This is a genomic window from Arenimonas sp. (genome assembly GCF_019459675.1).
GTDB lineage: Bacteria > Pseudomonadota > Gammaproteobacteria > Xanthomonadales > Xanthomonadaceae > Arenimonas.
Window position 1 is genome coordinate 1 of the sequence record NZ_JAIBFH010000220.1, and the last position, 12,469, is coordinate 12,469.

8 protein-coding genes are annotated in these 12,469 nt (G+C 68.4%); 3 read left to right on the top strand and 5 right to left on the bottom strand.

What is annotated here, in order from left to right; translation table 11 throughout:
* The 5 genes from K0M70_RS07495 to K0M70_RS07515 all read right to left on the bottom strand — a co-directional run.
* Nucleotides 1-1,347, bottom strand: a 1,347-nt coding sequence (locus K0M70_RS07495) for a dihydrolipoamide acetyltransferase family protein (protein ID WP_290781133.1), incomplete at its 3' end; no start/stop codon positions are given.
* A gap of 4 nt (nucleotides 1,348-1,351) precedes the next feature.
* On the bottom strand, nucleotides 1,352-1,687 hold the full coding sequence (locus K0M70_RS07500; RefSeq protein WP_290781135.1) for an SH3 domain-containing protein: 336 nt from the start codon (nucleotides 1,685-1,687) through the stop codon (nucleotides 1,352-1,354).
* Nucleotides 1,688-1,691: 4 nt separating this feature from the next.
* Nucleotides 1,692-2,675 carry an alpha-ketoacid dehydrogenase subunit beta gene (locus K0M70_RS07505; RefSeq protein ID WP_290781137.1) on the bottom strand — a complete coding sequence of 328 codons (984 nt, stop codon included), beginning with the start codon at nucleotides 2,673-2,675 and terminating at the stop codon, nucleotides 1,692-1,694.
* Nucleotides 2,676-3,749 (bottom strand): pyruvate dehydrogenase (acetyl-transferring) E1 component subunit alpha, encoded by a 1,074-nt coding sequence (pdhA, locus tag K0M70_RS07510; protein WP_290781139.1) that lies wholly within the window; start codon nucleotides 3,747-3,749, stop codon nucleotides 2,676-2,678.
* 119 nt (nucleotides 3,750-3,868) lie between these two features.
* Nucleotides 3,869-7,897 (bottom strand): hypothetical protein, encoded by a 4,029-nt coding sequence (locus K0M70_RS07515; protein ID WP_290781141.1) that lies wholly within the window; start codon nucleotides 7,895-7,897, stop codon nucleotides 3,869-3,871.
* Between the two features lie 215 nt (nucleotides 7,898-8,112).
* Here K0M70_RS07515 and K0M70_RS07520 point away from each other — a divergent pair, with 215 nt between their 5' ends.
* The 3 genes from K0M70_RS07520 to K0M70_RS07530 all read left to right on the top strand — a co-directional run bounded on the left by K0M70_RS07520 (nucleotide 8,113) and on the right by K0M70_RS07530 (nucleotide 12,349).
* A complete protein-coding gene (locus K0M70_RS07520; RefSeq protein ID WP_290781143.1) occupies nucleotides 8,113-8,973 on the top strand; it encodes a tryptophan 2,3-dioxygenase family protein in 861 nt (286 codons plus the stop codon).
* A 61-nt stretch (nucleotides 8,974-9,034) separates the two neighbouring features.
* On the top strand, nucleotides 9,035-10,615 hold the full coding sequence (locus K0M70_RS07525; protein WP_290781145.1) for an AbgT family transporter: 1,581 nt from the start codon (nucleotides 9,035-9,037) through the stop codon (nucleotides 10,613-10,615).
* A 168-nt stretch (nucleotides 10,616-10,783) separates the two neighbouring features.
* The gene (locus K0M70_RS07530; protein ID WP_290781147.1) at nucleotides 10,784-12,349 is read left to right on the top strand and encodes an oligopeptide:H+ symporter; all 1,566 of its coding nucleotides are present in this window, start codon (nucleotides 10,784-10,786) and stop codon (nucleotides 12,347-12,349) included.
* Nucleotides 12,350-12,469: the final 120 nt, after the last annotated feature.

Here is a 12,469-nt window from a genome sequence, read left to right on the forward strand (position 1 = left end):
CCCCCGCCGCGGGGGCTGGAGGGGCGGGGCTTGGCCGCCGGTGGCGGCGCGGTGGTCGAAGGTGAGCGAGATCGGCATCTGGCGGTGCGTCTCCAGCCCGCCCAGCACCGGCACCACCGCGTGGTAAAGGCGGCCGGCCCCGACGATGCAAACGCAGGGCGGCACCACCACGGGCGTGGCGTACTTGCCGGCGAACACGCCGAAATTCGACAGCATCAGCGTGTAGTCGCGCAGGTCTTCGGGCGGCAGGCTGCGGGCCTTGACGCCGTCGCGGATGCGGTTGAGTTCGCCGCGGATCTGCCAGGCGTCGAGTTTTTCGGCGCCGCGCAGGTTGGCCACGAACAGGCCGTCGGCGGAATCGATGGCAATGCCCACGTCCACGCGTGAGTGACGGCGCAGCGTGCCCTCCTTGGCGTTGAACCACGAGTTCAGGGCAGGCACGACCTGCGCGGCAACCCCCAGCGCACGGATCAGCCGCGCCATGATGTCTTCGCCCGGCGACCAGGCGTGGATGTCGGCGTCGTCCATCAGCGAAGTGGGCACCACCTCGGCATGGGCCTGCGACATGGTGCGGATCATGTTGCGGCGCACGCCCCGGATGGGGTCGTCCACGTCCAGCTTGCTGTCGGCGTCGCGCTGCGCCGGGGCCGCCGGACGCGACGCGATGGGCGCCGCCTTGCGGGCCACGGTGGGCGGGGCGGCAGGCGCGCGCGCGGGGCCTGATTCGGCCGCGCGCTTCACGTCGGCCAGCGTAACGTCGCCGTTGCCGCCGCTCGGCACCACCCGGGCCAAGTCCACTTTGAGTTTCCGGGCAAGCGCGCGCACGGCGGGCATCGCCTTGACGCCGCCGATAGCCACGGCCTGTTCGACGCGCACGGCGTTCGAGCTCTGCATCGCCCCGACCACGGTGCCGGCATCGCCGTCCTGGTCCGGGGCCGCACCCTCGTCGCGCAGCAGTTCACCGCCGGTGTCGGAGGCCTGCACGGTGACGGCGTCGCCGTCGTCGCGCAGCTCCTCATTCGGTACGGGCTGCCCGGCGCCTTTGTTGCCATGGCCGTGCGAGTGGCCTGTGTCCTGCGCGTCGGCGCGCTGGGGCAGGCTGGGGTCGAGCTCGACCTCGGCCAGCCAGTGACCGGTTTCGATCACGTCACCGGCGGCGCCCGCCAGGCGCGTCACCTTGCCCGAGAAGGGCGAAGGCACTTCGACCACGGCCTTGGCCGTTTCCATCGACACCAGCGGCTCGTCCAGCCGCACCACGTCGCCGACCTTCACCAGCCACTCGACGATTTCGGCGTCCGGCAGGCCTTCACCCAGGTCGGGCAGCAGGAACAGTTTTTTCTCGCTCATGGGTTCATTTCATTCCTGGTTCGATGGCGAGCACGCGCTCGGGCAGCCAGCCGCGTTCGCCGATTTGATTCTCAGCCCACCACCAGCCGCCCAGCAGCTCCACCAGGCGCACCTCGTCGCCGGCGTTGGCGTCGAGTTCGCGCGCGTCATAGTCGCGAATGGCGACGTTTTCCTGCAGGCAGGACTGATGCACCCAGCCGCTGCGTCCGCGCGGATCGGTGGCCCAGATGAACTCGGGCCATTCCAGGTCGCGGATGCCGGTGATCGCGGTCTCACCAGTGACCAGGGTGATCGGGTTGCGGTGCCTGGCGCGGTAATCGGCTTTCAGCTTGGCGTGCATGGACTCAGCCTCCTGCAGCAGCGGCGCGGCGACAGGCCGCGACAATCTTCTCCACGCTCGGCAGGTACTTCATCTCCAGCCGGAACAGCGGGATGTGGGTGTCGTAACCGGTGACGCGTTCCACCGGCGCCACCAGGTCGTACATGGACTCTTCGGCCAGCCGGGCGGCGATTTCGGCGCCGAAACCGGCGGTCTTGGCGGCCTCGTGCACGATGACGCAGCGGCCGGTCTTGGCCACCGATTCACGGATGGTATCGAAGTCCAGCGGCTTGAGCGTGGCCACGTCGATCACTTCGGCGCTGATGCCCTCGGCGGCCAGCGCTTCAGCGGCCTCCAGGGTTTCCTTCACCTGGGCGCCCCACGTCACCAGGGTGACGTCGCTGCCGTCGCGCAGCACGAAGCACACGTCCAGCGGCAGCGCCTCGCCGTCGTCGGGCACCTCTTCCTTGTACTGGCGGTAAATGCGCTTGGGCTCGAAGAAGATCACCGGGTCGGGATCGCGGATGGCGGCCAGCAGCAGGCCGTAGGCGCGCTGTGGCGACGACGGCATCACCACGCGCAGCCCGGGCACGTTGGTGAAAATGGATTCGTTGGCTTCGCTGTGGTGCTCGGGTGCGCGGATGCCGCCGCCCCAGGGCACGCGCAGCACCATCGGGCAGGTCAGGCGGCCGCGCGTGCGGTAGCGGAAGCGCGCCGCGTGGCAGACGATGTGGTCGATCATCGGGTACATGAAGCCGTCGAACTGCGCTTCGGCCACCGGCTTCATGCCCTGGGTGGCCAGGCCGACCGTCAGGCCGGCGATGGTGGTTTCATCCAGGGGCGTGTCCAGCACGCGCTGGTCGCCGAACTGCTGCTGCAGGCCGGCGGTGGCGCGGAATACGCCGCCGTTCACGCCCACGTCCTCGCCCAGCACCAGCACGGTGTCGTCGTGCTTGAGCTCCCAGGCCAGGGCCTGGGTGATGGCCTCGATCAAAGTGATGGCGGCCATTCAGCGGCCCTCCCACTTGAGCAAATCGGCGCGCTGGGACTGCAGGTCGGCGGGCAGCTCGGCGTAGAGGTAGTCGAACATCACTTCAACCGGCTGCACCTTGGTTTCAAGGTAGGCGTTCACTTCCACGTCCACCCGCTTTCCACACTCCAGCTTCCAGGCCGCTTCCTCGGTTTCGCTCCAGACGCCCTCGGAAATCAGGAAGGTGCGCAGGCGCGACATCGGCTCGCGCTCCCAGGCTTCCTTCACCTCGGCGTCGTCGCGGTAGCGGCGGGCGTCGTCGGCGGTGGTGTGGTCGGCAAGGCGGTAGGTGACCAGTTCAAGCACCGTGCCGCCGTGGCCGTTGCGGGCGCGCTTGAGGGCATGGTCCATGGCGGCGCGCACGGCGATGATGTCGTTGCCGTCCACCTGCAGGCAGTCCAGCCCGCCGGCCAGGCCCTTCTGGGCCAGCGTCTTGGCGCCGGTCTGGGCCTTGCGTGGCACCGAGATCGCCCACTGGTTGTTGATGATGCACAGCACGAACGGCAGCGCGTAGGCGCCGGCCGAATTGATGGCCGCGTAGGTGTCGGTCTTGGAGCTGCCGCCGTCGCCGACGCAGCTGACCGCCACCCGCGGCTCGCCGCGCAGCTTGAACGCCAGCGCCGCGCCGGCGGCATGCAGGCACTGGGTGCCGATCGGCACGCACCAGGAATAGTCGTGCGGCGGTCCGGAGAAGTCGTTGCCGCGCTCGTCGCCGCCCCAGTACATCAGGATTTCGCGCGGCTTCACGCCGCGGACGATCTGCGCGCCGTATTCACGATACGACGGCGCGAACACGTCGTCGTACTGCATCGCGCTGCCGATGCCGATGTGCGTGGCCTCGTGGCCCAGGCAGCTGGCGTAGGTGCCCAGCTTGCCGGTGCGCTGCAGCGCCACCGACTTGCTGTCGAAGGTGCGGACGTAAAGCATCTGTTTGAAAAGCTCGACCAGGTTGCGCCGGTCGCGCGCAAATTCGGGCAGGTCCTCGCGAACCAGGCGACCGTCGGGACCGAGGTACTGCAGGTATTCAATTTCAAAGCTGGCAACCACTGACATCGAGTCCCCTCCCAGGGATGCGAGACCTCGATCATAGCCGACCCCGAACAGCTCAGGCGCGCAATAAAAAAGGGCGCGGCCGAAGCCGCGCCCTGTTGCCAACCTACGCTGGCGTATCTTTAGTTGCCCAAGCCCACCGTGAAGCGCGCCGTGGCCTGGTTGTTCAAGCCCACCGGGTCAGCCGTGGGGCTGGCCACGGTGGCCGAGACGTTCACCACGGTGGACTTCACCGCCCTGACCTTGAACCGCAGGATGTCGCTGCGATTGTCGGCGTAGGCGCCGGTGAACGAGCACAGGAAGGTGGTGCGCGCCGAAGTGGCCGCGAGGATGGGGCAGTTCCAGCCCGAAGCCGGCTCGGCCGTGAGCGCCGCCGATCCGGCCGCGATCACCACCGCCAACTGCGGCGTCTGCGAAGCGTTCGGGCCGCGGTTGCTGACCTGCAGGCCCACCGTGGCTTCACGCCCGAACACCTGCGCCGCCGGCTTTTCAACCATGCGCAGCTGCAGGTCGGCGACGGGCGCGGTCAGCGTGACCGTGGCGGCGCCGACGTTGTTGCCCGGGTTGAGGTCGGTGCTGAGCGATTCCACCGTGGCGGTCAGCGTGAGCGCGCCGGTCTGGAACGGCGACGTCACCGCCTCCACCCCGAACGCAACGCTGCCGGCCGCCAGCTCCGCGGCGGCGCATTCGACCACCGTCTGGCCGCCGCCGACCACCGGGGCGCCGCAGACGAAGCCGGCCGGCGGGGTCACCGCCACCGACGCCAGTTCGGCATTGGCGGTGAAACGAACCAGCACGCTGCTGGCCGCGTCGGGGCCGCTGTTGCCCAGCGAGGACTGGAACGACGTGGCCGTGCCCGCGACGGTCGAGGACGACGCGGCGGTCACGCCGATCGACAGATCGGACGTCAGGAAGCTTTCGTCGCCCAGGTACAGCACCACCGGGTCGTGGTCGGACACGCGCAGCGGCACGCTGTCGTCACCGAAGTTGTCGGTGCCGAAGTCGGCGTTGATGCGGGCATGTTCGATGCGCACGCCGGCGAAGGCGTCCAGCACGGCCTGGTTCACCACGATGTGGTCGAGCGACTGCGCGCTGCCCTCGAACGAGAACGAGTAGCGGTCGGCCGGCAACGAGGTGTCGGTCATGTTGGTCAACGGCGTGGTGATGGCGCTGTCGAAATACGCCAGCACGGCGTCGGCCGGTGCCTCGCGGCCGGTGATGATGCCCATCAGGTCCACGTAGCCGTCGCTGAACTCGAAGGCGTTGAAGTCGCCCAGCAACACGATGCGCTCGGAAGGATTGGCCAGCTGGTACTGGTGGATCAGCGCGGCAGTGTCCTGTGCCTGCAGGCCGCGCTTGGCGCGACGACGGTCGCCGGTGGTGGCGTAGCCGTTCGAGCCGGGGGCGAGCGAGTTGATGTCGATCAGCGACAGCAGGTGGTTGCCGATCACCGTCACCGGCACGCTGGAGCCGTTGCTGGCGTTCACCACCGCGCGCAGCACCAGCGGCGGCCGGTCGTGCAGGGTGGACGTGCTGCCGTTGGGGTTGTTGATCACGCTGGTCTTGCCGTGCTGGATCACCTCCACCACGCCGACCCGCGGCACGCCGGCGGACACTTCAGCCGTGCTCACCAGGTAGCCGATGTTGATCTTGCCGACGTCGTTGCCTTCTTCCAGGTAGGCCACGTACTGCGGATTGCGCGTGCAGGTGCCCGGCACATTGGTGTTGATGGCGTCGGCCAGGCGCTGCAGTGCGTTGAGGTTCTCGACCTCCACCGCGCCCAGGATGTCGGGCAGCTTGACGTATTCGCAGATCGCGTTGGCCGTCTTGCGCAGGCGCCGCTCGAACGCCAGCGTGGACAGCGGCACGTCGCCGCCGACGTCGTTGACGTCGTCGTAGAAGCGCAGCAGGTTGAAACCGGCGAGGGTTATCTCGGCCGCCGTGGCGTCGGCGACCGCCGTCGGCGTCGCGCCGCCGGTCACGACCACCGGGGCGGTGGGGTCGGGCAGCAGGTTGTAGGCGCCGAAGCCGTAGTCCAGCACGCCAACCAGTCCGGTGACCGTGGCGCCGGCATCCACCGCAATCACGGGTGCGCCGACCTGCGCGGTGCTCTGGACGCGGATGCGCTCGGGGTTGGTGTCGAAGCGCGGGGTGTTGACCGGAATGCCGGGCGTGATGTCGCGCACGCCCACGCCGGGTTCGCGGAACGGACGGGCGACGCCTTCCACCACGGCCCAGAACACGCCATTGGCGCTGGACAGGGCTTCGCTTTCATTGATGAAGCCTTCGCCGGGGCCGGTGGTCACCGCAGTGGCGATGCTCACGCGCATGGCCTCCAGGCGCTCCAGCGCCTCGACCGGGCCCGCCGGGTTGGCCAGCGCCGCGGTGATCTCGATCGGGGCCGGCAGCGCGTTGCCGCTGCTGACCAGGCTGACCGAGGGCGAGGTGATTTCGGTCACGAAGCCCTGGTGCGGGTTGCTGGACGAGCGGAACTCGATGACCGTGCCGCTGACGCGTACGCGGTTGCCCACGGCCGCCGCGGCCGGCGGCGCGGCGCCGGTGAACACCAGGATGCCCTGGGACGTGGCCGGGTTGGCGTCTTCTTCGCCCGGCGCGGTCTGCAGGTTGAAGCCGTTGCTGCGCACGGCGGTGACGATGCCTTCGGTTTGCACCAGCGAGCCTTCCACCGGCGAAAGCTCGCCGCTGCCCTGCAGGTCGTGGATGGCCAGCGTCGGCACTTCGACCGCCGTGGTTTCGGTGTCGGTGTTGTTGCCCGGCGCGCTGTCCACCACGTCGGAAGACAGCGTGCCGGTGGTGCTGAGGTTGCCAACGAAGGTGCCGCCGGCCTGGACCGTCATCACCACGTTGCCCGAGGTGCCGGGCGCCACGAGGGAGCTGCCGCTGCACTCGAGCACGCCGGCGACCACGGTGCAGGCGTCGAACAGGGCGGGGCTGAAGCTGGAGCTGACGAAGGTGGTGTTGGCCGGCACCGGCAGGCTCAGGCGCAGGCCCAGTGCGGCGCCGGGGCCGGCGTTGCTGATGGCGGCGGTGTAGACCACCGTGGCGCCGGGCGAGGCCGGGTCGGCGTTGTCGGACAGCGAAAGCACGAGGTCGGCTTCCTGGCCGACCAGGGTCAGCACCAGGCGGTCGCTGTTGTTGTCCAGCTCACCGTCTTCGGCGGGTCCCGTGGTGCTGCCCGTGATGACCAGCGGGCCGACCGCATCCGCGGCGACGGTGTAGTCGGCTCGGAAGGTGTTGGTGGAATTAGCAGAGGAGCCGGCGCTGAAGCAGGTCAGGCCGGCGCCCGCCGCAGAGGGCGTGGTGCAGGAGGAAACCGCGGTCCCCACGTTGGCCTCGAAGCCAGTGTTGCCGGCGAAGGTCAGCGCCGCGGGATGCTGCTGCGCATAGTTCCAGGTGCTGCTGGCCACAGGACTGTTGTTGGCAAACCGCGTGCGCAGCGTGACCACGCCGCCGGCCGCGACCGGGCTGGGCGTGGCGGAAATCTCGACGCTGATGTCCGGGCTGGGAGGCAGGAAAGTCGGGGTCAGCGCGAAGTCGTCCACGGCCAGGCCGTCATCGGCGCCCGAGGCGTTGAAGTCGGTCCAGCGGATGCAGAAGTTGGCGCCGGTGGCGACCGCCAGGCCGGTGATCTGGCTGGCCAGGGCGGTGCGGTTGGCGGCGTCATTGCCGACCTTGGCGCCGACGGTGGCGGTGTTGGGCGTGGTGAAGTCCAGCGCGTCCACGTCTACCCAGGCGCCGGTGACCAGGCTGGTGGCGTCGAGGCTGTACTGGAAGTCGATGCGATCGGTGCGGGCGGCCGTGCCCAGGCGCCACTGCTCGCCGGTGTAGGCGATGTCCAGCGCGGTGATTTCGCCGCCGGTGTCGTTGGTGAAGCAGGCGCCGAAGCTGGGGTTGAGCGTGCCGCTGAGCAGGCCGCCCAGGGCCCGGTCGGTGGCGCCGGCCGCGCCGTAGCTGTAGGTGTCGCCGGAGTTGCTGCCGCCGGTGTCCACGGCGTACTGCTCGTTGTCACGCGCGCCGCCGCCTGTTTCGTTCAGCAGCCAGCCCGTCGGGAGCGTGGAATTGGTGGTGGAACCGGCGGTGTTCGACAGGCTGTCGAAGTTCTGGGTGTAGGCCGGTCCCGTAAGGGACACCTGGGCCGACGCCGCTCCCGCGGCAAACATTACAAGCAGCAACGATGACGCCCGAAGCGCACTACGCATGGTGGATCCCCCTGGACACGGGCGGCAAGAGTGCACCCGAAGCGCGCGATTCTAGCCCGACTCGGTTGCGGCGGCGTGACAAACCGCCGGCCCGGGGGATGGGGTAGGCTGCGGCCTGTCCTGTGCCTTTTCACGAAACCCTCACAATGACCCAGCCCCCCAATCAACGCGCCCTGGAACAGGGCATCACCACCGACCTGCGCGACCGCCTCACCTATGGCGGCTACCTGCAGCTGGACACGCTGCTTTCGGCCCAGAAGCCGCTGTCCAGCCCGCCCCACCACGACGAGATGCTGTTCATCGTCCAGCACCACGTGGCCGAGCTGTGGATGAAGCTGGTGATCCACGAGCTGCGCGCCGCCATCAGCTGCCTGCAGCGCGACCAGCTGGACCCGATGCAGAAGATCCTGGCCCGGGTGAAGCAGGTGCTGCGCCAGCTGACCGAGCAGTGGTCGGTGCTCGAGACGCTGACGCCGGCCGACTACCTGCAGTTCCGCGACATCCTGGGTCCGGCCTCGGGCTTCCAGTCGCTGCAGTACCGGCTGATGGAGTTCCTGCTGGGCAACAAGAACGCCGAGATGGTGAAGGTCTTCACGCACGACCCCGCCGCCCAGGCCCAGCTGGAGGCGGTGCTGCAGGCGCCCAGCCTGTACGACGAGTTCCTGCGCTACCTCCACCGCAGCGGCCACGCCATCCCGGCCGGCTGCGTGGAGCGTGACTGGTCCCAGCCGCACGCCCACGAGCCGGGCCTGATCCCGGTGTTCAAGGCCATCTATGAGGACACCGACACGCACTGGGAGGCCTACGCCACCTGCGAGCAGATGGTGGACCTGGAGGTCAGCTTCCAGCTGTGGCGCTTCCGGCACATGAAAACGGTGGAGCGCATCATCGGCTTCCGGCGCGGCACGGGCGGCAGCTCGGGCGTGGGCTTCCTCAAGCAGGCCCTGGAGCTGACCTTCTTCCCGGAGCTGTTCGAGGTGCGCACGGTGCTGGGGCAGCCAGATTGAGCCAAAGGGGCTGGACCGCTGCTAGCATTCGGGGCATCCGAGTATTTCGACAGGAGCCCGCATGACCCCGGCCACCCCCGACACCGCCGCGCCGCGCGGCTTCGTTGCCCGATCCCTCGACGTGGTCGAGCGCGTGGGCAACAAGCTTCCCGATCCTGCCGTGCTGTTCCTGCTGCTGATGCTCGCCGTTTGGGTGGTTTCCTGGGCGTTGTCGGGGATCACTTTCGAAGCCATCGACCCGCGCAACGGCAGCCCGATCGTGGTGAACAACCTGCTGTCGGGGGCCAGCTTCACGGCTTTCATGTCGCAGATGGTGCCGACCTTCGTCTCGTTCCCGCCCCTGGGCGTGGTGCTGGTGGCCATGTTGGGCCTGGGCGTGGCCGAGCACACCGGCTTCATCAGCGCCAGCCTGCGCTCGGCGCTGGCGGTGACGCCGAAGTGGCTGCTGACGCCGGCAGTGATATTCGTGGGCATCTTCAGCCACATCGCGGTGGACGCTGGTTACGTGCTGGTGATCCCACTGGGCGGCGTCATCTTCTATGCAGCGGGGCGGCATCCGCTGGCCGGCATCGCGGCGGCATTCGCCGGCGTGTCGGGTGGATTCTCCGCCACCGTGCTGCCCTCAAGCCTCGACCCGCTGCTGTCGGGCCTGAGCCAGGCGGCGGCGCAGCTCACCGACCCCACGGTGCTGGTCAGTCCGCTGAACAACTACTTCTTCACCACCAGCTCCACGGTGCTGATCGTGCTGGTGGGCTGGTTCCTCACCGACCGCGTGATCGAGCCGCGCCTGCGCAGCATGGCCGTGGACGGCGACCCCGCGCAGATGCCGGCGCTCGATCCGCTCACCGCGGCCGAACGGCGGGGCCTGCTGATGGCGGTGCTGGCGATGGCCGCCACGGCCGCCCTGTTCGCGCTGAGCCTGTTTCCGGAAGCCTCGCCCTGGCGTGCGCCGGCGGCGGACGTGCCCGAGGGCGGGAACTCGCTCCTGGTCGCCACGGCGCCACTGATGCGCTCGATCGTGCCGTTGATCTTCATCTTCTTCCTGGTGCCGGGCGTGGTTTACGGCGTGGCCGCCGGCACGGTGAAGACCCATCGCGACGTGGTGCAGGGCATGGCCAAGGCCATGAGCGGCATGGGCTACTACATCGTGATGGCATTCTTCTGCGCGCAGTTCATCTATGCGTTCGGGCAGTCCAACCTGGGCGCGCTGCTCGCCATTGAAGGCGCAACCGGCCTTCGGGCGCTGGGTATGCCGATCCAGCTGACCTTGGTGGGCATGATCCTGCTCACGGCCTGCGTGAACCTGCTGATCGGCTCGGCCTCGGCGAAGTGGGCATTGATCGGCGCGATCATGGTGCCGATGCTGATGGAACTGGGCGTGTCGCCCGACCTCACCCAGGCCGCCTATCGCGTCGGCGACTCCTCGAGCAACATCATCACGCCGCTGATGCCTTACTTCCCGCTGATCGTGGTGTTCTGCCAGCGCTACGTAAAGTCCAGCGGCATCGGCACCCTGATCGCCCTGATGCTGCCCTACACGGTCACTCTGCTGGTGGTCTGGACCGCCTACCTGCTGGGCTACTGGGCCCTGGGCATCCCGCTGGGCGTGGGCGCCAGCTACGAGTACGTGCCGGCCGGCTGAGGCCGCGCCCGCCTCAGCACCGCCTGAACGGCCCCGGCGAAAATCGGGGCCGTTTGACGCCCGGGGGGCAAACCGGTACACCTTCACGGCCTTCCGGCTCGGCCTCAGTGCCCCCGGGGCCCGGCACGCCGGCACCATAATCACAAGAATCACCAGGGGAGAGACCGCATGAGCGGCGCCGTCAGCAACAAGCCAGAAGAATTCATCCCGCCGCCGGCCGGCGAGTTCCTGGGCCATCCCAAGGCCCTGTGGAACCTGTTCGGCAGCGAGTTCTGGGAACGCTTCATGTATTACGGCATGCGCGCCATGCTGGCGGTGCACGTGGCGGCCGCGTTCTTCAGCCACCTGGGCCCGGGCGCGGACGCGCAGGCCTCGGTGACCTACGGCGGCTTCACCTCGCTGGTCTACATGACCGGCATCCTCGGCGGCTATGTCGCCGACCGCATCCTCGGCTACCAGCGCTCGATCATGTTGGGCGGCGTGTTGATGGCGATCGGCAGCTACATGCTGATGGCGCCCGACCTGACGACCTTCGTCATGGGCCTGGCGGTGATCGTGGTGGGCAACGGCCTGTTCAAGCCGAACATCTCCACCTTGGTCGGCAAGCTGTACGCGCCGGGCGATGCCCGTCGCGACTCCGGCTTCACCATCTTCTACATGGGCATCAATGCCGGCGCCCTGGTGGCCCCGATCGTCTGCTCGGCCTGGATCGGCGCCAACTACGGCTATCGCTGGGGCTTCTTCGCTGCCGGCACCGGCATGCTGCTGGGCCTGGTGGTGTTCCAGGCGCTGAAGGCGTGGCTGGGCCACGTGGGCACCGCGCCCGTCGGGCGCGAGGGCATGGGCAACGTGGCCAAGGTGTTCGTGGGCGCGCTGCTGCTGGCGGTGCCGGCGTATTTCCTGCTGGACATGGGCTGGCAGAACGCCTTCGCCGAGCGCTTCGCCGCCGACGGCATCACCGGCATGCTGCTGCGCAACCTCGGCATCCTGGGCATGCTGCTGGTGCTGATGATGGTCGGCCTGGCCGCGTATTTCATCACCAGCGGCGTACGCAGCGGTGAAAAGCAGCAGCTGCACCGCTACATCGCCATGCTGATCCTGTTCGCGGCCAACATCCTGTTCTGGGCCCTGTTCGAGCAGGCCGGTTCGTCGCTGAACTTCCTGGCCCGCGACTTCGTGGACATGCCGACGATCTTCGGCACCACGCTGCACTTCACCATCTTCCAGTCGGTGAACCCGGTGTTCATCATCTTGCTGGCGCCGTTCTTCGCGGCGATGTGGGTGAAGCTGGACAAGGCGGACTGGAATCCGTCCATCCCGCGCAAGTTCGCCTTCGGCCTGGCCGGCGCGGCGATCGGCTTCTACATCCTGGTGTTCGCGATCGAGCAGATGGCCAACGAGACCGGCCGCATCAGCTGGGTGTGGCTGACGCTCACCTACCTGGTGCACACGATGGGCGAGCTGTGCCTGTCGCCGATCGGCCTGGCGATGGTGACCAAGCTGGCGCGTCCCAAGGAAACCGGGCTGGCGATGGGCGGCTGGTTCCTGTCGATCGCGATGGCCAACTACGTCGCGGGCCTGCTGGCGGCCGAGGCCTCCGGCGGCGGTGAAGCGGGCACGCTGGCCCAGTACGCAAACGTGTTCGACAGCATGTTCCTGATCGGGATCGTGATCGCCGTGCTGTTCTTCCTGGCCGCGCCGCTGATCAACAAGCTGATGCACGGCGTGAAGTAAGCGCCTGCGCAGCGAAAAGCCAACACGCGGCCCGGGTTTCCGGGCCGCGGTTTTTAAATACCCCGGAAACCCGACAAGGGCGCCCCCCTGAATTCAAACCCCCCAATACTGCCCCCCCGC

Excerpts from the sequence above, each read along its gene's own strand:
- K0M70_RS07500 (WP_290781135.1), bottom strand. The coding sequence starts at position 1,687 with ATGCACGCCAAGCTGAAAGCCGATTACCGCGCCAGGCACCGCAACCCG.
- K0M70_RS07505 (WP_290781137.1), bottom strand. The coding sequence starts at position 2,675 with ATGGCCGCCATCACTTTGATCGAGGCCATCACCCAGGCCCTGGCCTGG.
- pdhA (WP_290781139.1), bottom strand. The coding sequence starts at position 3,749 with ATGTCAGTGGTTGCCAGCTTTGAAATTGAATACCTGCAGTACCTCGGT.
- K0M70_RS07520 (WP_290781143.1), top strand. The coding sequence starts at position 8,113 with ATGACCCAGCCCCCCAATCAACGCGCCCTGGAACAGGGCATCACCACC.
- K0M70_RS07525 (WP_290781145.1), top strand. The coding sequence starts at position 9,035 with ATGACCCCGGCCACCCCCGACACCGCCGCGCCGCGCGGCTTCGTTGCC.
- K0M70_RS07530 (WP_290781147.1), top strand. The coding sequence starts at position 10,784 with ATGAGCGGCGCCGTCAGCAACAAGCCAGAAGAATTCATCCCGCCGCCG.